Raw genomic sequence first — 21,493 nt, 5'->3', positions numbered from 1 at the left:
CAACTGCTCCTTGCTGTGGATAACAGTGACCCACGCCTGCTCTGACCTGCGGTGGGAGGTGTGGACCGGCGCGGGCGAGGACGCCGGGGCGGGGCGGGCGGACGCTACGCTCCGGCCATGCTGCTCCCCCTCGTTGCCGCCGCCGGTGCTGGTTGGGGACTGCTGCTGCCCGGGCTGATCGACCGATACGCGGTTGACTGGCCGACCGGTCGGCCCCGGCCGGCCTGGCGGAGCACCTGCCCGGACTGCGCCGGCGCGCGGCCACCCTGGTGGCGGGCACCCCGGCGATGCCCGGACTGTCGTCGCCCGCTGACTCCGGGGTGGGCGGTCACCGTGCCCCTCACCGCCGCGGCCACCGGCATTGTCGCGGCCGGGGTCGGAGCCACCGGGGCGCTGCCGGCGTTTCTGCTGCTCGCTGCCCTCGCGGTGCCGCTGGCCGTGGTCGACCTGCGGGTGCTGCGGCTGCCCGACCCGTTGATAGGGGCCGCCGTCGGTGGCGGGCTGGCTCTGCTGCTGCTCGCCGCGGTGGCCGACCCGGCGTTCCCGGCACTGGGCCGGGCCCTGCTCGCCGCCGCCCTCTGCGGGGTCGGCTACCTGACGCTCACGCTACTGCCCCGGTCCCAACTCGGCTTCGGCGATGTGAAGCTCGGTGCGGCGCTCGGGCTCTACCTCGGCTGGCTGGGGTGGCCGACCGTGGTCACTGGCGTCCTGCTCGCTCCGCTGGTCAACCTTCCGCTGGTCATCGTCCTGCTGGTGACCGGTCGTGCCGGCCCGCGGACCCCCATCCCGTACGGGCCGGCGATGCTCGGGTCGGCGATCACCGCCGTGGTGCTCTAGCCCTTAGCATCTGGCGGGGCTGGTCTGTTCGATAAGAAGATCGTCGAGCGTGTCGCCGATCATGGCGAGGGCTTGTCGCTGACTCACGATCGTGGATTCTTTCGGTGAGGGGGCGAAGGCGGCGAGTTTGTCCCGGGCGTCGGCGACCATGGCCGCCCAGGCGACGTTGTCGAGCATGCCGGTGGTGTCGAGGAAGGCTAGGATCCGGGCGCCGTCGGCGAAGCGTGCCACTGTCGGCATCATCGTGACGAAGCTGACCAAGACAGCGCAGGCCGCGTGCATGTTGTCGGCATCGAGCAGTTCTTCGACGTGGGCACGGAGTAGCTGATAGGCGGCTCTGCGATCGCCGCGCTGGAACAGCGCCTGGGCACGTACGGACTGGTTCGGCGAGTGGGTGCGTGCCGGCAGCGGCACGTCAATCGCCTGGTCGAACAACTGGTCGGCGACGGCCCGTTGACCTTGGAAGGCGGCGGAGAAGCCGAGCAGCATCAGCGTCCAGTGCAACAAGGTCGGCGGGCCGTGGCTGCGGAACCGGTCGACGAGCTGGGTGAGCTGGGCTTCTCCGCGTGCGTACTGCCCCTGAAAGACCAACGCTGCGCCGAGGTCGACCTCGACCTGCGCGGCGAGATCGTCGGCGCCGAGCCGGCGCAGTTCGGCCAGCGCCGGTGGCGCCGTGTGTAGCTGAGTTGCGTAGTCGTCGTGGACGTTGGCCCGCAGATGCCGGGCTACCGGGTCGTCCGGTTCGCAGTGCTGCCGGACCAGGGTGTCGAACCCGGCCGGGTCCTGACGGACGTGATAGCGGGGTGCGGCGGCGACCAGGCCGGCCACGACCCGCGGCCGGTCCTCGACCGGTGCCTGTTCGAGGAGGCGTTGCGCCCACTGCCCGATTTCGTGCCGGTGCCGCCGAGCGGCCTCGGTGCAGATCGGCCGGAACAGGTCATGGGCGAGGCGGTAGTCGCCGCAGGCAAAGGCTCGGTCAACCGCGAGGCGCAGGTTGGGCCACAGCTCGTCCAGCCGGGCGACCGCCTGGACTTCGGCGGGTCCGGTGAGCTGGTCGTGCAGCGAGGTCACCTGTTCGCGTACGTATCGGGTGTGCGCGGCCTGGGCGGGTGCGGCCGCCGATCCTGCGGCGAGGTGTTCGGCCGCGAACTGGCGGACAGGTTCCAGCAACCTGAACTGCTGGCCGAACGGGCCGGGTTCGGCGGTAACCATCGATCGCTGTACGAGGGTGTGCAGCACGTCGTTGACATCCAGGCCGCTGCCGGCGGCAACGGCCGCGGCTGCGGCCCGGTCGACTGGGCCGGTGAACACCGACAGCCGTTGCAGCAGGTCCTGTTCGGCCACGGTGAGCAGCCGGTAGGACCATTGGACCGTGGCGCGCATCGTGCGGTGCCGGTCCGCCCCGGTCCGCCGCCCGCCGACCAGCAGACCGAGCTGATCGTCGAGACGCTCGCGGATTTCCTGCGGGGTGTGACTGACGGTTTGGGCGGCGGCCAGCTCGATGGCGAGAGGAAGCCCGTCGAGGGAGTGGCAGATTTCTTCGATCACCTCCCGCGCGGCACCCATTGTGCACGCGGCGGTCAGCGCGTTCGCGCGTTCGACGAACAGATCGGCGCCCGCCCCGGCCGCCGGCAACGGTGGTACGGCGACCAGCCGTTCGTGACCGTGGCCGAGGCCGAGCGGTTCCCGGGCGGTGGCCAGCACCCGCACCTGCGGGCAGCCGTCGGCGATGGCCTGGGCCAGGCGTGCCGCGCCGTCCACAACGTGTTCGCAGTTGTCGAGCACAAGCAGCGCCTGGAGCGAGCTCAGGGCCAGCACAATGGACTCACTCAACGACCGGCCTGGGCCCTCCTCGACGCGTACCGCCGCGGCCACGGCTTGGGAGACGTCCTGGTCGGTCGTGATCTTGGTCAGGTCGACCAGCCAGGCGCCGTGCTCGAACCGGGCGCGTTGGGCGGCCGCGACGGCGAGCGCGGTCTTGCCGATGCCACCCGGCCCGACCAGGGTGACCACCGGACTCTCGGCCAACGCCCGGCCGATGAGCTCGAGGTCACCGTCGCGGCCGATCAGTCGCACGGCGCGCCGGGGCAGCCGGTCGACCGGCTCAGGCCGCTGCTCGCCGCCAATGCGGTGGTCCTGGCCGAGAATCGCCAACTCCAGGTGGCGCAAGCGCGGCCCGGGCTCCACACCCAGGTGCTCAATCAGCCGCTGACGGGCAGTGCGGTACGCGGCCAGCGCGTCGGCCTGCCGGCCCACCCGGTACAGCGCCGTCATCAGCAGCGCCCAGATGCCTTCACGGAACGGATACCGCGCACTCAGCTCAGTCAACGGCCCCACGGTCGCTGCGGCGTCAGCGTCCACCCGGGCGGCGAGGTCGGCTTCGACCGCGCCGAGCCACCGTTCGACCAGGCCGTCCACGGCCGCAGCCAGGCCGGGCACCGGCACCCCGGCGAGCGGATCGCCGGTCCACTCGGCGAGCGCCCCGGCGAGGTCACCGGCCTCGACCCGCCGGCCGAACCGGATCACATCGACCGCATCGGCGGGTACATCGAGACGGTACGCGGCACCCGAGCGGACAATCCTCGTGGCGCCCAGACCACCCCGCAGCCGAGCGATGTACGACTGCAGAGTTCGGACGGCAGTCCGGGGCGGTTGCTCGCCCCACAGCAGATCGATCAGCCGCCAGTCCGGAACCGCCACGCCGGGTTGCAACGCCAGGGCCGCCAGCAGCGCACGGCACTTACCCGCCCCAATGTCGATGGCGGCGCCGTTCCCGTCCACCACCTCGACCCCGCCGAGCAACCGTATGCGTACCGCCGGCCCTGCCATAGCCACTCCCGCGTCCGATAGCCCGCCCCGACCCGCAGCTCAACATCTTCTCAACGTCCGCACAACGCCGACTCAACGCGTGCCCGTCACGATCGGTCCACCTTGATCGCGGTGGGTACGTCGCTGCCCGCTGCTCGAACCGCCGCAGCCCGACCCGGGGTTGCCACGATACTGCTGGAGGAACTATGTCCGAACGGTCCGCCGCGCGCCTCGCCGGTGCCCTATTCCTACTGGTTATCGCGGCCGTCCTGGCCAGTCCGGCTGCTGCCGGCAGCAGTGCCGGCGGAATCGCGGAACGGCTCGACGACATCGCCACCCACCCGTCCGGGCTGCAGCTCAGCATCGTGCTGCTGGTCGTCGCCGGTATCGCCACGCTGGGTCTGGCCGCCATGCTGCACGCCATCACCCGGCGACAGGACCCGTCTCTGGCCGCCTTCGCCCTGGCCTGCCGGGCGGTGGAGTCGGGACTCTACGCGGTACAGATCCTCGGTGCCATGCTGCTGCTGTCACTCAGCCGGCAACAAACGGACAGCGCCCGGGAACTGGGCGCGGCGGCGGCCGACATCGCTGTGTGGAGCACGAACGTCGGCGCCTGCTTCTTCGCCGTCGGCAGTGCCGTGTTCGCCTACCTACTACTGCGGTCCCGCGCGATCCCCCGACCGCTGGCCATCCTCGGCCTGTTCGCGTCGCTGCTGCTCGCCGTCAGCGTCCCCGTGCAAAGCGCCGCCGGCGCCGTCACCACCGAGGGCGCCGGCATACTCCTGTGGCTGCCGATGCTCACCTTCGAAGTCGTCGCCGGTGGCTGGCTCCTCCTCAAGGGCATCCGGTCCACGGACCCCGTCCGCTCCCCCTTCGCCGGTACGAAGCAGAGCGACGAAGTGAGGACGGCATGACGAAGCAGATCAACTCGGACCAGGCGCCCCACCAGCGCCATCTCAACCGGTGGCTGCCGTACGAGCTGGGTCAGCGGGCCCAGTCCTGCTTGGCCGCTCGGATCAGCTTCTCCTTCAGCTCGCGGGTGTGCCGCCGACTGACCGGCAGTTCGGTCGCGTCGACCACCACCACGTACCCGGAGTTCACCAGCCGCAGCTCGGCGATGAGCCGCAACTGGACCAGGTAGGAGCGGTGGATTCGGACGAAGCCCGCGTTAGCCCACCGCTCGGCGAGGGTCGCCAAGGAGACCCGGACCAGGTGGGAACCGTCGGCGGTGTGCAGTCGCACGTAGTCACCCTGGGCCTCCACCCAGCGCACCGCCGACCGGGGCAGCATCCGGGTCGTCCCGGCCAGCTCGATCGGGATCGTCGGGTCCTCTTCCTGTGCCGGCGCCGCCGGCTGCGGGGGCACCCACCGCGATCCGATCACCCGGCGCAGCGACTCGGCCAACCGTTGCGCCCGGACCGGTTTGCGGACGTAGTCCGTCGCGCCCAGGTCGAACGCGTCCGCCGCGCCGTCGTCGTAGGCGGTGACGAAGACGATGGCCGGCGGCCGGGCGAAGCGGCGTAGCACCCGGGCCAGCTCCATACCGTCCAGCCCCGGCATCCGGATGTCGAGGAAGACCACGTCCACGTCGCCGTCGCGGAGCACCCGCAACGCCTCGGTGGCGTCACCGGCGGTGTGTAGCCGGGCGACTCGCGGGTCGACCCGTAGGTGGTACGCCAATTCGTCGAGGGCTGGTGGCTCGTCGTCAACCGCCAGGACCCGGAGGAGCCCGGTCACGAGCTCGCCCGTACGCCGGGATGGAACTTCGGCACCCGCATGCTTACCCGCGTACCCGAGCCGAGGCCGGTCTCCACCACCAGGCCGAATTCGTCGCCGAAGGCCGCTCGAAGTCGTTCGTCAACATTGGCCAGACCCACATGCCCGCCCGGCGCCCCCACCGGGTCGCTCCCGGCGGCCAGTTCGGCGATGCCGGCGGTCAGCGTGGCCGGATCCATCCCCACCCCGTCGTCCTCCACCGTGATGTGGCATTCGGTGCCCGTGTCTTGGGCCTCGATGCTCACCATGCCGGTACCGGGCTTGCCGGACAACCCGTGTCGGACTGCGTTCTCGACCAGTGGTTGCAGGCAGAGGAAGGGCAGGGTCACCGGAAGCACCTCAGGTGCGACCTGGAGTCGCACCTGGAGCCGATCACCGAACCGGGCCCGTTCGATGGTCAGGTAGCGATCGATCGATCGAAGCTCTTCGGCGAGGGTGGTGAACTCGCCGTGCGCCCGAAACGAGTAGCGGGTGAACTCGGCGAACTCGAGGATCAACTCCCGGGCTCGGTCGGGGTCGGTGCGGACGAAGGATCCGATCGCTGTCAGCGCGTTGTAGATGAAATGGGGGCTGATCTGTGCCCGCAGCGCGCGGACCTCGGCGCGGGCCAGGCGCTCTCGGGAAGAGTCCAGCTCGGCGAGGGCGAGTTGGCTACCGGCCCAGTGCGCGGTCTCCAGCGTCGCTTGCACCAGGCCGGGTGCGGGCGCCGCGTCCGTGATGGCCAGTAGTGCGCCGACTACCCTCCGGTCCACGCCGGTCAACGGTGCGACGACGGCGCCCCGGACCGGGCAGTCCACCCGGTCACAGGGCAGCTCCGCCTCCCCGAGCACGGTTGATCGACCGGCCGCCACGACCCGGCGGGCTGCCGCGACGAGCTGGGTCCGGTGGTGCGCGCCGCGCCCGTCGAGGGCGAGTAGCGCCGCGGTGTCGGTGAGCGCCAGCCCGGCCGCCCCGATCAGGGCGCGGAGGTGGCGCGCGGCCTTGGCCGCGTTCGTGGCGGTCAGCCCGGCGCGCAGTGGCTCGGCGGCGAGTCCGGCGGTGTGCAGCACCTCGTAGGTGGCCCGCTGCGTGGCGGTGGCGATGGTGCGGTGGCCGCGGGGGCGCAGCACCGCGACGAGGGCCGCCGCCAGCGCGGTCGCCAGAGCGACGACGCCGACGACGGCGGAGAAGCTGCCACTCACGGAGTGCATCCTGGCCGCTGCCGACCGCTGCTGCCAAGGGGGTGGAGCCGGGCTAGGTGCACCGGGTGAAGGCCGTGCTGCCGGCTGCTGGCTAGGGCAGTGCGCCGAAGTGCCGCAGGGCGCGGGCAAAACCCTCCGGTACCTCGGTGGTGTGCCAGCCCAGTTGACTGCGGGCCCGGGAGGCGTCGGGTAGTGGGTGAGAGCGGAGGAAGTGCAGCTCGCCCGCGGCGAGCAGGGGCGGCCGGCGGGTCAGGCGGGCGACGAACTCACCGGAGGTGGCCAGGGTCGTCGCGAGGGCCGGTGGCAAGGTGCGGGGGACCTTGGCCGTCGGCACCAGCGTGTGGACCAGCTCGGCGATGGCGGTCATGGTCAGGTAGCGGTCGGAGAGGATGAACCGGCTGCCGATCGGTGCCTCGGCGGCGAGGAGGTGTCCCCGCGAGACGTCTTCGGTGAAGACGACGGGCATGCCGCCCGGGGGCAGTACGGGAACCTGGTTACGGGCCAGCCTGAGCAGCACCAGGTTCAGCGCGGTCGCGGTTGCCGGACCGGGCCCGTAAACCCCGGATGGATGAAGGAACCGAGCTGGCAGGCCCCGCTGGACCGCCTCGGTCACGAGAACGTCGGCGCGCTGCTTGGAACGCTCGTACGCCGTGCCGAGCGGACGTTCTGCGATCTTTGACTCGTCGAAAGGTCGGCCCGGGACCTGGTCGAAGACATCGATGGTGCTGGTGTAGACGAACGTCGCCACCTCCTCGGCAAGAGCCGCCTCCACCAGGTGCCGAGTGCCGTCGACGTTGACCTGCTCGAAGAGGTCAGGATTGGCCAACCACTGCTCAGGTAGCCCGGCAGCGTGAAAGACGGTGTCACACCCACCTACCGCGGAGCGGACCGACCCCGAGTCGGTGACATCCCCCCGGAACGTCTCCACACCCTGGGGTAGCGCTGCCGCCGCCCGTTCTGGCGAACGAACCAGCGCCCGCACCCGCACGCCGCGGTCGGCGAGGTCCCGAACCAGAAGGCTCCCCACGGTGCCGGTGGCTCCGGTGACAAGTACCTGCTCCATCGGGCTAGTACGCACCCTTCCGTGCGAGTACCACTCCGACTGTGCGCCAGAGGATGCTCAGGTCGTACGTCAGGGACCAGTTGTCGACGTAGTAGAGGTCGAGGCGGACCGCCTCATCCCAGGAGAGGTCGGAGCGGCCGGAGACCTGCCAGAGGCCGGTGATGCCCGGTTTGACCAGCAGCCGGCGGCGTACGTCGCCGAGGAAGTCACCGTCGTCGGCGGGCAGCGGGCGGGGCCCGACCAACGACATCTCACCCTTCAGCACGTTGATGAGCTGGGGCAGTTCGTCAAGGGACGAGGCGCGCAGAAAGCGGCCCACCGGGAAGACCCTCGGGTCCCGCTTCATCTTGAACAGCATGCCGTCGGTCTCGTTCTGGTCCACCAGGCTGGCCAGCCGCTCCTCGGCATCCACGTACATGGTGCGGAACTTCCAGACCCGGAAGGTCCGCCCCTCGTGGCCCACCCGGGGCTGCCGGAAGAAGACCGGGCCCGGGTCGGAGATCCGGATCGCGACCGCGATCGCGAGGAAGACCGGTAGCAGGACCAACAGGCCGAGGCCGGCGGCCATCCGGTCGAGCATGTTCTTCGCCAGCAGTGCCGGACCGGAGAGGGTCGGCTCTTCCACGTGCAGCAGCGGCAGGCCCTCGATCGGCCGGATGTGCACCCGGGGCCCGGCGATGTCGGTCAACTGCGGGACCACCGCCAGGTCGACCCCGGAACCTTCGAGTTGCCAGGCCATGCGGCGCAGCTCGCCGGGCTCGGCGCTGGCCGACCCGCAGACCGCGATCGTGTCGCCGCCGACCTCGCGAACCAGGGCGAGGAGGTCCCGCCCGGCGTAGACCGGGACCGGGGTTTCCACCCCCCGGGCAGCCGCGTAGCCGTCGGTGAGGTGGATGGCGACCGGCACCAGGCCGGCGGCGGGGGTACGGGTGACCTGGCGGTGGACCTCCAGGCACTCGGGCAAGGTGCCCACCAGGACCATCCGGTGCGCGCCCCGGCCAGCGTTGCGCCGGAGCGCATGCAGCACGAATCGGGACAGGATCCGGACCAGCAGGATCAGCAGCAGGGCGAGAAGTAGCGCGGTGCCGACCGAATATCGGGACAGATCGGTCTTGGTGGCGAACGCTAGGAAGGAGACTGTCGCGCAGACCGCCACACCGGCGCGGAGCACCCGCTTGAACTCATCCGGGCCGAGGCCCAGGTAACGCCGATCGTAGGAGCCGTTGAACCAGAGGATCGCCACCCAGCCGAGCGGCAGCAGCGCGCAGGCCACGGTGTAGAACCAGGTCGGGTCGTCGTAGAACCCGGCCCGCGACTGGTCGAAGGCGCGAATAGCGGTGAAGCTCGCGAAGGCGGCGGCGGCGAAGTCCAGCAGAACCAGGATCGCGGTATAGGGGCGGTGCCAGCGGGATACCCGGCGGTGGCTACGGGCCCAGGCCGACCGAGGCACGCCGTTGTGGGACGGCGGTGTCGGCGGCTGGATCTCGAAGCTGTCGACGTGCCGCACGGTTTTGCTCCGGCCTCCGTTGGTTACCGGGCGCTGGAGGCTTGTCGTCACCTCATCCATGTCCTCCCGCAGGACGCGGACTGCTCACTCGGAGTGAGGGCCCGTGTCGCCCACCGCTTCAGTCTCCCACGCGTCACCCGGACCCGAGCGTGGACCGGCAGGACCTCGCATCAGGGCTGTGTCGGTTGGCAGCTGGCCGGCTCCGGACCTTTACAGAAGCCGGGACCGGGCCACTATACCGATGGATGGCCGTTCGAGTAGAACCCCAATCCCGACGTTCGTCGCACGCGGGCGGAATATTCACGGTTTGCCGTGAGCATCCTCACTCACCGTACAATTCGCGACAGCCGTCGGTCTGCGAGTGGCTTCCCCCCGGTCTGGCAACCCGGGCAGTACTGGAGGCTGGAGTCAGCGAACGAGACTTCCCGTACGGTGTCGCCGCAGACTGGGCAGGGCAACCCGGCGCGGGCGTGAACCCGCAGACCAGAGCGCTTCTCGCCCTTGAGCTCGGCGGCCCGCTGCCCCACCGACCGGGACACCGCGTCACCGAGCACGTCCCGGGTCGCCGCGTGCAGGGTGGCGAGCTGGTCGTCGGTCAGCCGGGTGGTCAGCGCGAACGGCGACAGCCGCGCCGTGTGCAGGATCTCATCGGAGTACGCGTTACCCACCCCGGCGAGCACCGTCTGGTCGGTGAGTACCCCCTTGACCTGGCCCTTACGGCTGCGGAGCCGCTCGGCGAAGGTAGCCGGGTCCACGGCGAGCGCGTCCGGACCAAGCCGGGCCACCCCGGGCACCGCCGTCGGATCGGTCACTAGATAGACGGCGAGGCTCTTCTGGGTGCCGGCCTCGGTCAGGTCGAACCCGGACCCGTCGTCGAGACGGGCCCGCAGCGCCACCGGGCCCTTGCCGGGGCGCAGCGGGGCGCGGGACGAGAACTCCTCCCGGAAGTGCAGCCAGCCGGCGCGGGCCAGGTGAACGACCAGGTGCAGGTCAGCGCCGAGCACCAGGTCAAGGAACTTGCCGTGGCGCTGGGCGTCGGTGACCGGCTGGCCGGCCGCGGCCGTGACCGCCGGGTCGTACGTTTTCAAGGCGTTGATCGCGGAGATCTCCAGCCGGTCAACCTGTCGGCCGACGGCGCGTTGGCGCAGGTAGTCGGCGAGCGCCTCCACCTCTGGTAGTTCGGGCACCCGCCAACGGTAGCCTCCAATTCCATGAAAGTCGTGGTGGCGCACAACCGGTACCGGGAGGCTCAGCCGTCCGGCGAGAACACCATCGTCGACGCGGAGATCGCCCAGCTGACCGCGGCCGGGGTCGAGGTGCTGCCGTTCCTGCGTAGCTCCGACGAGATCGCGTCGATGTCCGGGCCCGAGAAGGCGCTGCTACCGATCTCCCCGATCTACGCCCCGCGAGCCCAGCGGGAGCTGGGCCGCCTGCTCGACGAGCACCGGCCGGACGTGCTGCACCTGCACAACCCGTACCCCCTGCTCTCGCCCTGGGTGGTGCGGACCGCGCACCGGTACGGCGTACCGGTGGTGCAGACCGTGCACAACTACCGGCAGGTCTGCTCGTCCGGGCTGTACTTCCGGGACGGGGCGATCTGCCAGGACTGCCGAGGGCGGGTACTGGGCGTACCGGCGATCGTGCACCGCTGCTATCGGGGGTCGCGGGCGCAGAGCGCGTTGATGGCGACGACGCTCGCCGTGCACCGGGGCACCTGGCGTTCGGTGGACCGGTTCATCGCGCTGACCACCTCGATCGCGGAGCACCTTCGGGACTACGGCATCCCGGAGCAACGGATCGTGGTGAAGCCGAACGCGATCCCCGACCCGGGTGCCCCGGCGCCGTTGGGCACCGGCTTCCTCTTCCTCGGCCGGCTCAGCCCGGAGAAGGGGCTGGACCTGCTGCTGGAGGCCTGGCGTCGGCACCCGGACGGTGCGCTCGGCCCGCTCCGCGTCGCCGGTGACGGTGAACTGCGACCCTTGGTGGAGGAAGCGGCGGCCCAGCGGGCAGATGTGACCTTCCTCGGTCCGCTAGACCGGGACGGGGTGCACGCCGCCCTGGTGGCGAGCGCCGTGGTGCTGGCCACCAGCACCTGGCACGACGTGCTGCCGACGGTGATCATCGAGGCGCTGGCCGCCGGGCGGCCGGTGCTCGGCACCGCCCTCGGTGGTATCCCGTTCCTGGTCGGCGCCGACACCGCGGAACCCGCCGGCTGGGTGGTGCCGCCGAACCCGACCGAGTTGGCCGACGCGCTGCCAGCGGCGGCCGCCGACGCCGCCCGCCGGGCACCGGCCGCTCGGGCCCGCTACGAGCGCACCTTCCACCCGGACGTGGTCACCCGGCGGCTACTCGACATCTACGCCGAAACCGCCCGTACGGCTGACTCTGGCCGGTCAGCGTAGTGCGGCCCGAGCAGCGAAGGCGATGCTGGCGAGTAGGAAACCGCCGTTGATCACGGTGAAGGCGACGACCAGCCAGCTGGCCAGGCCGGGCGCGAAGAGGAGCACCAGCGCGGCAACGAAGATCACCGCGCCGTAGTCGCGGATCAGCTTCACCAGCCGTACCGGCAGCGAGGTCGAGGTGACCATGCTGGTCGCGTTCGGCCCGCTCTGCATCACCGAGGTAACCAGGTTCACCATCCAGGTGCCGGCGAAGGCCGCGATCAGCCAGGCGGGAGTCGACGGTGACTGCGCGACCGCGGTCGCGCTGAGCGCGGCGACCAGGGCGACCTGGGCCGCCACGTCGCAGAGCACATCCACCCGTGCCCCGGCTGGGCTGCCCTGACCGGTGACTCGGGCGAGCTGCCCGTCCGCGCAGTCCAGCGCGTACGCCGCCTGCCAGCCGCCCAGCGCCACCAGCCCGACCAACCAGGCCGGTACGCGGCCCGCGGCAACCGGCTCGGCCAGCGTCACCACGGTCACCGAGGTGATCAGGCCGAGTACCAGGTTGGTGATGCTCAGCGCAGTGGGCCGCAGCCCGAGCCGGTGCGCGCCGCTGGCCAAGGCGGCCCCGATCCACTGGCTGACCGACTCGCTGAACAGTCCGCCGCCCCGGTTGGTCTGGTAGAAGTCGGCCAGGGTCGGTTGGGACGGTTTAGTCAAGGTGCTCACCGAGGGCGTCAAGACAGCCTCCCAGCTGGGCCCGGAGTTCGTCGGTGGACAGGGCGAGGTGTTCGAGGATCGTGTAGCGGTCCGGCCGGGTCCGAGGCGCGAAGTGCACCGCCTCAACGAACTGCTCGTTGGTGAGGCCCAGGTCGGCCGGGCTGGTGGCCAGGCCGTGCCGGTGCAGGCAGCGGGCGAGCTGGCCGAACCGTTCCCGGTCGCCGTGCAGCCAGGTGCAGAAGAGGGCCCCGAGCCCGACCTGCTCGCCGTGGGCGCTGGTGCCGGGCCAGAGGTGGTCGATGGCGTGCGAGATCTCGTGGTCGCCGCCGCTGGCCGGTCGGCTCGAACCGGAGATCGACATGGCGATGCCGCCGAGGATCAACGCCTCCGCCAGCGTGGTGAGGAAGGCGTCGTCGGTGATTTTGCCGGGGTGGTTCAGCAGCGCCTCGGCGCCGGTCCGGGCCAGCGTCACGGCGAGTCCGTCGATCGGCTCGCCGCGCAGCTCGTGGGCGAGCTCCCAGTCGGCGCAGGCGTTGAGGTTGCTCACCGCGTCACCGATCCCGGCCTGGGTCTGCCGGTCCGGGCCGTGCTCGACGAAGTCGAGGTCGACCAGGACGGCGATCGGGATGTGTACCCCGTACGAGCCTTTGCCGCCGTCGTGGGTCAGCGACGCCACGGGGGAGGCGATGCCGTCGTTGGCGAGGCTGGTGGCGACCGTGACCATCGGGATCCCGTAGCGGGCGGCGGCGTACTTCGCGGTGTCGATCGTCCGGCCACCGCCGATCCCGACCACCGCGTCATAGTGCCGGCGGCGGAGCCGGTCGCCCAACTCGTTGGCGGCATCAATACTGCCGCCGGTAACGGTGAAGACGTCGGCTGAGCCCAGCGTTGGCCGGCACAGCTCGACGATCTTCTCTCCCTGCCCGGGCCCTACCACCACGGCCACGTCGCCGCCGGCGGAGATCCGCCGGTCGGCGAGGAGTTCGCCGAGGTTGGCGACCGCGCCCCGGCGGACCTCGATGGCTAGCGGCGTGGCGACGGTACGGGCTAGTAGCGGCACGCGATCTCCCGAGCCCGCGCAAGGTCGTCGTGGTTGTCGACCTCGACCCAGGCGACATCGCCGATCGGCGCCCCACGTACTTCGCCACCTCGGTTGGCGAACTCCTGGTACCCGTCCTCGTAGTAGCGGTTCGGGTCGTGTCGCCAGGTCGCTTCCAGCGCGTCGGCGAGCGCCTCGGCGACGCGCGGTTCGATCAGCGTCGCACCGATGTACTCCCCGCGGGCCTCGTGCGGGTCCATCAGCTTGGTGATCCGGGTGAGCTGGCCGTCGGCGTCGAAGGTGGTCTTCATCTCCTCCTCGGCCAGCGACTTGATCGTGTCGATCGCCAGTAGGATCCCCGGTCCGCGCTCGGCGAGCAGGGTCTTCTCCACGCTCACCGGATGGACGGTGTCCCCGTTGACCAGCAGCACCCCGCGGGCAAACCAGCTGCGGGCCAGCCAGAGCGAGTACGCGTTGTTCCACTCCTCGGCCCGGTCGTTGGGCACCAGGGTGAGCGTGACGCCGTACTTCTGTTCCAGGTCCGCCTTGCGTTCCCGAACCGCGTCGGCGGCGTAGCCGACCACGACGACGATCTCGGTGAGTCCGACTTCGGCCAGGTTGCGCAGCGCGATGTCAAGGATGGTGGTCGCGCCATCAACCGGGACCAGTGCCTTCGGCAGCGTGTCGGTGTGTGGGCGTAGGCGGCGTCCGGCGCCAGCTGCTAGCACCATCCCGACCATTCCGGCATCTTTTTGCGTTCGTTCGGCTGTCACCGGAGGAAGGATAGCGCCGTTGATTGGCGCTCCTGGGGGCAACCGGGTCGGCTAGTGGGTAGTGGCGCGGGGCTGCTGGCGGCCGCCGATGGTGTTGCGGTGGTCTTCCACGCCGCTCGACCGAACGGGCTGGTCGGATCGCATGCGGCAGCCTTGTCCCGGTAACACACTGGGTGCACCATGTTTTTACCGAGTGCCACCATTCCGCAGGGGTTGATGTGTGATGCAGGTTCGGGAAGTGATGTCCAGCCAGGTTTTGGTGGTCGGCCCGGAGCACACGCTCCGGCAGGCGGCGCGCATGATGTCGGAGCGGGGCATCGGGTCGGCGGTCGTGATCGATCCGGATTCCGAAGGGGTCGGGATCATGACCGAGCGGGACCTGCTCAACGCGATCGGGCGCGGGCTGGACTGTGACAGTGAGCGGACCGGAGCCCACCTGACCTGGGACGTGGTGTACGCGGGGCCGGAGTGGACGGTCGAGGAAGCGGCGATCGCGATGGCCCGGGGCGGGTTCCGGCACCTGGTGGTGCTCGACGAGCGGGAGGTAGCCGGGGTGATCTCGCTCCGGGACGTCGTCCGGGTCTGGGCGACCGAACGGGTCGTCCCCGGGTGACGTCGGTCACCCATCCGGTGGCTCCGCCACGGCACTCGCCGTGCCGTCGGCGCATCCTCCGTCGCCTTCCGTACGCTGAACAGCCATGACCGCCGAGCAGTTGATCTCCTTCGCCCGTGGCGCTCCCTCGTTGGACATCGTCGATGTCGAGGGGCTGAAGGCCGCCGCCGTCCGCGCGTTCGACGCCGATCCCACCGGTGTGACGGCGTACGGTCCCTCCGCTGGTTACCTTCCGTTGCGTGAGTGGATCGCGCAGAAGCACGGCGTCGGGGCGGACCAGGTCCTAGTGACCAACGGTTCGTTGCAGGCCGACGCGTTTCTCTTCGACCATCTGGTCCGACCCGGCGATGCGGTGGTGGTGGAGCGCCCGACCTACGACCGGACCCTGCTGAACCTGCGGCGGATGGGCAGTGAGCTGCACGGGATCACCATCCAGCCGGACGGTCTGGACACCACGGAGCTGCGCAAGCTGCTGGAGTCCGGGGTGCGTCCACGGCTGGCGCACGTCATCCCGAACTACCAGAACCCGGCCGGGGTGACGCTGAGCCTCGACAAGCGGCGGGAGCTACTCGACCTCGCCGTTGAGTTCGAGTTCACGATCTTTGAGGATGACCCGTACGCCGACGTCCGGTTCCGGGGCGAGGCGCTGCCCTCGATGCTCTCGTTGGACACCCACAACCGGGTGGTGCACGCCTCCAGCTTCACCAAGACGGTCTGCCCCGGCGTGCGGGTCGGATACCTGGTCGGGCCGGCGGACCTGATCGCCGACATCGCGAAGAAGGCGACCAGCCTCTACATCTCGCCGGGCATGGTCTCCGAGGCGATCGTGCACCAGTTCTGCGTCTCCGGGGACATCGACCGCTCGATCGCGACCGTGCGTCGGGCCCTCGGCGAGCGGGCCCAGGCGCTGGCGGAGGCGTTGCGGCGGCACCTCCCGCAGGCCCAGTTCGTCGAGCCGGATGGCGGCTACTTCCTCTGGGTGGAGTTGCCGGAGGACGTCGAGGTGGACCGGCTGGCTCCGGCTGCGGCGGAGCGCGGGGTCGCCGTCGTGAAGGGCAGTGACTTCGTGGTCGAGGGTGGGCAGCACGCGCTGCGGCTGGCGTACTCGGCGGTGACCGCGGACCAGATGGACGAGGGTGCGCGTCGACTCGCGGCGGCGGTGGCGGCCGTACGGGGCTGACCTCCGCCACCGACCGCCGGGCTGGCTCGACGTGACCGGCCCGGCGCGGGCTGGCTGAGGCGGCCGGCCCGGCGTTCGCCCCGGACCCGGCGGCATCGGGGTCGACCCGGTTGCCGGCGTACGCTGCAACGCGTCGGCGAGCGGGGAGGGCGTGATGGCGGACCGGTCGTGGCGCGAACCCAGGGGCACCCGGGCGGGTGGTCGGGTGATTCGGCCGCGCGATTGGGCGGCCCCAGTGCGGGCGATGACCCGCCGGCTCAGCTCCGAGGGCACCGCCGGGCCATCGGCGCCGGCCGTGCCCCACGATGCGGTCGTTGACTGCGCGCTCTACCTGGACGGGGAGCGCCAAGCCGGCCACTGGCACCACACCGAGGCGTTGGCGGCAGCTCGTCGGGCGGGTGACGGCTTCGTCTGGCTCGGCCTGCACGAGCCCGACCTGGCCCAGATGACCGAGATCGCGGTCGCCTACGGCCTGCACGAACTGGCCGTCGAGGATGCGGTTAAAGCCCAGCAACGGCCCAAGCTGGAGCAGTTCGGTGCGGTGAGCTTCCTGGTGCTACGGACCGCCCACTACCGCGAGCAGGCCGAGTTGACCGAGCACTCCGAGGTCGTCGAGACCGGCCAGGTGCTGCTCTTCATCGGCCCGAATTTTCTGGTCAGTGTCCGGCACGGGGACGCCTGCCGGCTGGCGCCGGTGCGGGCCGAGCTGGAGGCGAAGGGAGAGCTGCTGCCGCATGGCCCGTGGGCGGTGGCGTACGCGGTGACGGACCGGGTGGTTGACCACTACCTGGAGGTCGCCGACCGGCTGGAGGACGACCTGGACACGCTCGAGGCTGATGTCTTCGACCGCCGGCAGGGCGGCGATCGGATTCAGCGGATCTACCAGGTGAAGCGGGAGCTGGTCGAGTTCAAGCGGGCGGTGATGCCGCTTCAGCGTCCGCTCCTGCGGATCACCGCTGAGCGTAACCGTGAGGTGCCGACGGAGATCCGTCGGTACTTCGGGGACGTGCAGGACCACCTCAGCCGTACCGTCGAGCAGGTCAACTCCTACGACGACCTGCTCAACTCCATCCTCCAGACGCGACTGGCCCAGGTCACCGTTGACCAGAACAACGATATGCGCAAGATCGCGGCCTGGGCGGCCATCGCGGCGGTCTGGACCGCCATCGCCGGCATCTATGGCATGAACTTCGAGTTCATGCCGGAGTTGGGGTGGACCTATGGCTACCCCACGGTGCTGGCCCTGATGCTTGGGGTCAGCCTGGCGCTGTACCGCTGGTTCCGCCGGCACGGCTGGCTCTGAACTGGGTCAGCGGCGACCGTTCTTCATGGCCTTGGAGAGGTCGTTGGTGGGCCGGCCAGTGGAGCTCTTACCCTCGGTCGTCGCGGGGGCCTTCTCGACCGGCGTCGCGGGGGCCTTTTCGGCGGGTGTTGCAGCGACCTTCTCAGGCGTTGCAGCGACCTTCTCGGGCGTTGCAGCGACCTTCTCGGTCGGCGTCGTGGTGGGGCGCCGGCCTGAGTTGGTCTTGGCGGTGCCGCCTGCCGCCGCGCCACGGGTTGTCGCGCCGCTCGCCGGGTCCGCCGATTTGCCGGCATCCCCGGTCACGGTCGGTGCCGGGGTGGTCCGCTCGGCCGGGGTCCGGGTGGTGACCTCGATCATGTCCATCTCGGCCTGCATCGGCTCCAGGCTGGGGACCGGGTCGTACTCGACCCACTCTCGCCGTTCGTAGCGGCGTCGCAACGCCATCGCACCGATCAGCCCCACCACGGCGCTGGCCGCCAGCAGGCCGGTCATCCTGCCCCGGTCGGATCGCTTCTTCGCGCGTGTCGCCCGCACCCTCTTCGCCTGCACCTTCTTGCTGGCAGCGGCCGACTTGTCGGTGCCGCCCCTTCGTCCGGCGCCGCCCTTCCGTCCGGCGGCGGCCCGGTCGGCCGCCTCCGCCTGGGCCTCGCGGACGGCGATGGCCAGCGGCGCCAGCGCCGCCACGGTCGACACGTAGCCGCTCGCCGCCCGGTTCCGCATGACCAGCGCGGTCGGGGCAACGGCGCTCCGGGCCGCCCGCACCCGTGGGCCGACCGTGGCGCCGGTGCCGTTCGTTGCGTGCCCCGCCGCCCGCTTCAGATGACCGAAGCTTCGACCAAGCTCGATCTTGGCAAGCTCGCCCTGGGTCTTGCGCCGCCCGTTTCCAAACACGGTCCCACCTCCTCGGAGTTGTCCCTTCGTCATCCTCCACCTTCGGATGCCTCCGCATGGCCAGATCGGGCACATGGGAGGATCCGCATGGAACTGAACAACGAGTGAGGAGTACCCGTGGCCGAGGATCTCTACGCCACCCTGCACACCAACGCCGGCCCAATTCGGCTGCAGCTCTTTCCAAACCACGCGCCGAAAACCGTTCGCAACTTCGTGGAGTTGGCCGAAGGTACCCGGCAGTACACCGACCCGCGGACCCGTCAGCCGGGCAGCGGCCCGTACTTCGACGGCACCATCTCGCATCGCGTGATCAGCGGTTTCATGATTCAGATGGGTGACCCGAGCGGCACCGGCCGGGGCGGCCCGGGCTACACGTTCGCCGACGAGTTCCACCCCGAGCTGCGGTTCGACCGGCCGTACCTGCTGGCGATGGCGAATTCCGGGCCGGGCACCAACGGTTCGCAGTTCTTCATCACGGTGGCGCCGACCCCGCACCTGAACAACCGGCACACCATCTTCGGACAGGTCGCCGACGAGGAGTCGGTGAAGGTCGTTGACGCGATCGCCAACACCCCAACGGACCCCGAGGATCGCCCGCTGCGCGACGTCGTTATCGAGCGGGTCGAGATTGAGCGCACCGGCTCCTGAAGGCGGACCAGGTACCTTTGCTCGCATGACTGAGCGCTCGGGTACCTGGGTTGTCCGGTGAGCGAATCACCACCGACCACCCCGGTCTGCTACCGCCACCCCGGTCGGGAGGCATACATCCGGTGCAACCGTTGCGACCGGGTCATCTGTCCGGACTGCATGCGCGAGGCCTCGGTGGGCTTCCAGTGCCCGGAGTGCGTCAATGAAGGGCGCCGCAGCGTGCGGCCGGCGCGTACCGCCTTCGGTGGTGGTCTCGCCGGCCAACACGGCTACGTCACCAAGGCGTTGATCGCGTTCAACGCCCTGGTGATGCTGCTCTCCATCGGCACCGACCGGGGTGGCGACGCGGTGGTGGGGGGCTCCGGCTTCGGCGGCCTACTCGGCGGCAGCACGCCGTTGACCGAGTGGGGAGCCGTGATCGGACTCGCGGTCTTTCCCGACGGCACCGTGGGTGGCGTCGCCGATGGCGAGTGGTACCGCCTGGTCACCGCGATGTTCCTGCACTACGGCGTGATCCACCTGCTGCTGAACATGTACGCGTTGTGGATCCTCGGCCGAACCCTGGAGGCGAGTCTCGGCCCGGCCCGGTTTTTGGCTCTCTATCTGATCGCCGGTCTCGGCGGGAACGTCGCGGCCTACCTGTTCAGCGCGCCGAACGCGGCCACCGCGGGCGCCTCCACGGCCGTCTTCGGGCTCTTCGCGGCCTTGTTCGTCATCGGCCGGCGATTGGGGCGGGATGTCTCCCAGGTGCTCCCGATCCTGGTGATCAACCTGGTCTTCACGGTGACCGTGCCGGGGATTTCGATCCCGGGTCACCTGGGCGGTCTCGTGGTCGGCGGCCTGATGGCCTTCATCCTCGCCCACGCCCCGCGGTCGCGACGCACGATGGTGCAGGTGGGCGGCGGGACGGTACTCGTGGTGGCCCTGCTCGGCCTGGCCCTGATCCGGACCGCGACCCTGCTCGCCTGACCGATCACCGCCGTTCCGATCGCTCGCCGGACCGATCACCGCCGGCCCAGCGTGGTTGCCCGGCCCGGTACTACCGGGTCGGGCGGGCCGCCCGTAGCTGCGCCGCGACATCAACTGGGTCAGCGTCCAGGTCGAACCGGCCGAACAGGTGCAGTGTCTCGCCGGCATCCACCTCCAGGGCCGCGTTCGATCGGCCGAGCCGGGCCCGCCGGTCCACCCGGATCTCCGCCACCTGCGACCACGGCAGCCGCCGGCGGCCCGCGAAGCCGCTGACCACCGTCAGCCCTTCCGGATCGACCGCGAGGCGGACCGGTGCCAGCAAGTCGCGCGCTGCCCAGATCAGGAGTGCGGCCGCGGCCAGCACGGCCAGAGTGAGCCGGACCGGGTCACCGTCATCGAGCAGGAGACCGAGCGCGACCAGGGCCCCGGCCCCGCCGGTCTTGACCGCCGGCAGGGCGGCCGGGACTCGCCACTGCCGGGTACCGGGCGAAGTCGTATCCACATCTCCCAGCATGCCAGTGCGGCGGGCGACCGGGTGGGCCGCGTACCATCGATGCCAAGCCAAGTTACCGGGGAGTAGTTATGAGTGACGCAGTCATCGTCGGCGCCGTACGCACCCCCGTCGGGCGGCGCAAGGGAAGCCTCGCCGACGTACACCCGGTCGACTTGTCGGCGCACGTGCTGCGCGCCCTCACCGAGCGGACCGGCATCGATCCGGGTCAGGTGGACGACGTCTTCTGGGGCTGCGTCTCGCAGGTCGGCGAGCAGTCGTGGAACGTTGCCCGCAACGCCGTCCTCGCGGCCGGCTGGCCCGAGACGGTTCCCGGCACCACGCTCGACCGGCAGTGCGGGTCCAGCCAGCAAGCCCTGCACTTTGCCGCCGCGACCGTGCTCTCCGGGCAGGCTGACCTGGTGGTAGCGGGCGGGGTCGAGTCGATGACCCGGGTGCCGATGGGCTCCAGCGTGGCCGGGGGCACGCCGTTCAGCGCGGCGATCCTGGACCGTTATCGGGGTGTGGCGGGGGTGGCGGAGGATGACCCGCTCCCGTTCAGCCAGGGCGTCGGGGCGGAGCTGATTGCCCGCCGGTGGCGGCTGACCCGCACCCAGCTCGACGAGTTCGCCCTCGCCAGCCACGAGAAGGCGGGCGCGGCGCAGGATGCCGGCGCGTTCGATGCCGAGCTGGCGCCGGTCCACCTCGCCGACGGGGGCACGGTCGCCGCCGACGAGGGCATCCGGCGCGACACGTCACTGGCGAAGCTGGCCGAGCTCGCCACCCCATTCCAGGTCGACGGCGTGGTGACCGCCGGGTCCGCGTCCCAGATCTCCGACGGCGCGGCGGCGCTCGCCGTCACCACCGCCGAGTGGGCCGGCCGGCACGGCCTGCGCCCGCTCGCCCGCATCCACACCGCTGTGGTCTGCGCCGACGACCCGGTAGCCATGTTGACCGCGCCCATTCCGGCCACCGCCAAGGTGCTGCGCCGGGCGGGGCTGGGCATCGAGGAGATCGGGGTGTACGAGGTCAACGAGGCGTTCGCCCCGGTGCCGCTGGCCTGGCTCGCGGAGACCGAGGCCGACCCGCAGCGGCTGAACCCGCGCGGCGGCGCCATCGCCCTCGGGCATCCGCTCGGCGGATCCGGGGCCCGGATCATGACCACCATGCTGGCGCACATGCGAGACGAGAACATCCGGTACGGCCTGCAAACCATGTGCGAGGGCGGCGGCATGGCCAACGCGACCATCGTCGAACTGCTCTGAACCACCCCGCCTCCCGGTGGGGCATGATCCGTCCCAGTGGGCGGATCCG

The 21,493-nt window shown here is 70.6% G+C and carries 20 protein-coding genes; 9 read left to right on the top strand and 11 right to left on the bottom strand.

Features of this window, described 5'->3' with window-relative positions; genetic code table 11:
• The first annotated feature begins 117 nt into the window (after positions 1-117).
• Positions 118-837 (top strand): prepilin peptidase, encoded by a 720-nt coding sequence (locus B116_RS0123810; protein WP_027661544.1) that lies wholly within the window; start codon positions 118-120, stop codon positions 835-837.
• Between the two features lie 3 nt (positions 838-840).
• Here the strand turns inward: B116_RS0123810 and B116_RS0123805 are convergent, their stop codons facing one another.
• A complete protein-coding gene (locus tag B116_RS0123805) occupies positions 841-3,666 on the bottom strand; it encodes an ATP-binding protein (protein WP_027661543.1) in 2,826 nt (941 codons plus the stop codon).
• Between the two features lie 185 nt (positions 3,667-3,851).
• Between B116_RS0123805 and B116_RS0123800 the strand changes: the two genes are divergently transcribed.
• On the top strand, positions 3,852-4,559 hold the full coding sequence (locus B116_RS0123800) for a DUF4386 domain-containing protein (RefSeq protein WP_027661542.1): 708 nt from the start codon (positions 3,852-3,854) through the stop codon (positions 4,557-4,559).
• Between the two features lie 70 nt (positions 4,560-4,629).
• On the opposite strand, the gene B116_RS0123795 is transcribed toward B116_RS0123800, so the two are convergent.
• The 5 genes from B116_RS0123795 to B116_RS0123775 all read right to left on the bottom strand — a co-directional run bounded on the left by B116_RS0123795 (position 4,630) and on the right by B116_RS0123775 (position 10,359).
• A complete protein-coding gene (locus B116_RS0123795) occupies positions 4,630-5,382 on the bottom strand; it encodes a LytR/AlgR family response regulator transcription factor (protein ID WP_027661541.1) in 753 nt (250 codons plus the stop codon).
• Positions 5,379-6,602 carry a sensor histidine kinase gene (locus tag B116_RS0123790; protein ID WP_027661540.1) on the bottom strand — a complete coding sequence of 408 codons (1,224 nt, stop codon included), beginning with the start codon at positions 6,600-6,602 and terminating at the stop codon, positions 5,379-5,381. The genes B116_RS0123795 and B116_RS0123790 overlap by 4 nt, the downstream gene beginning before the upstream one ends.
• A 91-nt stretch (positions 6,603-6,693) precedes the next feature.
• The gene (locus B116_RS0123785) at positions 6,694-7,665 is read right to left on the bottom strand and encodes an NAD-dependent epimerase/dehydratase family protein (protein ID WP_027661539.1); all 972 of its coding nucleotides are present in this window, start codon (positions 7,663-7,665) and stop codon (positions 6,694-6,696) included.
• 4 nt (positions 7,666-7,669) lie between these two features.
• Complete coding sequence (locus B116_RS0123780) at positions 7,670-9,232, bottom strand: sugar transferase (protein ID WP_018722661.1); 1,563 nt, start codon at positions 9,230-9,232, stop codon at positions 7,670-7,672.
• A 266-nt stretch (positions 9,233-9,498) separates the two neighbouring features.
• Positions 9,499-10,359 (bottom strand): Fpg/Nei family DNA glycosylase, encoded by an 861-nt coding sequence (locus B116_RS0123775; RefSeq protein ID WP_033667830.1) that lies wholly within the window; start codon positions 10,357-10,359, stop codon positions 9,499-9,501.
• A 24-nt stretch (positions 10,360-10,383) separates the two neighbouring features.
• On the opposite strand from B116_RS0123775, the gene B116_RS0123770 reads away from it, so the two are divergent.
• Entirely contained in the window at positions 10,384-11,574 is a 1,191-nt protein-coding gene (locus tag B116_RS0123770) for a glycosyltransferase family 4 protein (protein WP_027661537.1), read from the top strand.
• Here B116_RS0123770 and B116_RS0123765 read toward each other — a convergent pair.
• From B116_RS0123765 to B116_RS0123755, 3 genes are read right to left on the bottom strand one after another with little or no spacing between them, the layout of a single operon-like run.
• Entirely contained in the window at positions 11,566-12,282 is a 717-nt protein-coding gene (locus B116_RS0123765; RefSeq protein ID WP_027661536.1) for a CDP-alcohol phosphatidyltransferase family protein, read from the bottom strand. The genes B116_RS0123770 and B116_RS0123765 overlap by 9 nt on opposite strands.
• Positions 12,266-13,333 (bottom strand): iron-containing alcohol dehydrogenase family protein, encoded by a 1,068-nt coding sequence (locus B116_RS0123760; RefSeq protein WP_018722665.1) that lies wholly within the window; start codon positions 13,331-13,333, stop codon positions 12,266-12,268. The genes B116_RS0123765 and B116_RS0123760 overlap by 17 nt, the downstream gene beginning before the upstream one ends.
• Positions 13,321-14,052: a phosphocholine cytidylyltransferase family protein gene (locus B116_RS0123755; RefSeq protein ID WP_027661535.1), complete on the bottom strand. Its 732-nt coding sequence runs from the start codon at positions 14,050-14,052 to the stop codon at positions 13,321-13,323. Before B116_RS0123755 ends, B116_RS0123760 begins: the two co-directional genes overlap by 13 nt.
• 256 nt (positions 14,053-14,308) lie before the next feature.
• On the opposite strand from B116_RS0123755, the gene B116_RS0123745 reads away from it, so the two are divergent.
• From B116_RS0123745 to B116_RS0123735, 3 genes are all read left to right on the top strand, one after another.
• Complete coding sequence (locus B116_RS0123745; protein ID WP_018722667.1) at positions 14,309-14,698, top strand: CBS domain-containing protein; 390 nt, start codon at positions 14,309-14,311, stop codon at positions 14,696-14,698.
• Between the two features lie 85 nt (positions 14,699-14,783).
• The gene (locus B116_RS0123740) at positions 14,784-15,878 is read left to right on the top strand and encodes an aminotransferase-like domain-containing protein (RefSeq protein WP_018722668.1); all 1,095 of its coding nucleotides are present in this window, start codon (positions 14,784-14,786) and stop codon (positions 15,876-15,878) included.
• Positions 15,879-16,032: 154 nt separating this feature from the next.
• Positions 16,033-17,181 carry a magnesium and cobalt transport protein CorA gene (locus B116_RS0123735; protein ID WP_026321794.1) on the top strand — a complete coding sequence of 383 codons (1,149 nt, stop codon included), beginning with the start codon at positions 16,033-16,035 and terminating at the stop codon, positions 17,179-17,181.
• 6 nt (positions 17,182-17,187) lie between these two features.
• Here B116_RS0123735 and B116_RS0123730 read toward each other — a convergent pair whose 3' ends face one another.
• On the bottom strand, positions 17,188-18,072 hold the full coding sequence (locus B116_RS0123730) for a hypothetical protein (RefSeq protein WP_027661534.1): 885 nt from the start codon (positions 18,070-18,072) through the stop codon (positions 17,188-17,190).
• Between the two features lie 117 nt (positions 18,073-18,189).
• Here B116_RS0123730 and B116_RS0123725 point away from each other — a divergent pair, with 117 nt between their 5' ends.
• Positions 18,190-18,720, top strand: coding sequence for a peptidylprolyl isomerase (locus tag B116_RS0123725; protein ID WP_027661533.1), 531 nt, complete (start codon positions 18,190-18,192; stop codon positions 18,718-18,720).
• Positions 18,721-18,777: 57 nt separating this feature from the next.
• Entirely contained in the window at positions 18,778-19,689 is a 912-nt protein-coding gene (locus B116_RS0123720) for a rhomboid family intramembrane serine protease (protein ID WP_026321795.1), read from the top strand.
• A 70-nt stretch (positions 19,690-19,759) separates the two neighbouring features.
• Here the strand turns inward: B116_RS0123720 and B116_RS0123715 are convergent, their stop codons facing one another.
• The gene (locus B116_RS0123715; RefSeq protein ID WP_027661532.1) at positions 19,760-20,203 is read right to left on the bottom strand and encodes a PH domain-containing protein; all 444 of its coding nucleotides are present in this window, start codon (positions 20,201-20,203) and stop codon (positions 19,760-19,762) included.
• Between the two features lie 68 nt (positions 20,204-20,271).
• Between B116_RS0123715 and B116_RS0123710 the strand changes: the two genes are divergently transcribed.
• Complete coding sequence (locus B116_RS0123710) at positions 20,272-21,444, top strand: thiolase family protein (RefSeq protein ID WP_027661531.1); 1,173 nt, start codon at positions 20,272-20,274, stop codon at positions 21,442-21,444.
• Positions 21,445-21,493 lie beyond the last annotated feature (49 nt).

Source organism: Salinispora fenicalii (assembly GCF_000514815.1).
Classification (GTDB): Bacteria; Actinomycetota; Actinomycetes; order Mycobacteriales; family Micromonosporaceae; genus Micromonospora; species Micromonospora fenicalii.
Note: the sequence above shows the minus strand (reverse complement) of the source record. Positions and strands in the feature narration are given on the sequence as shown.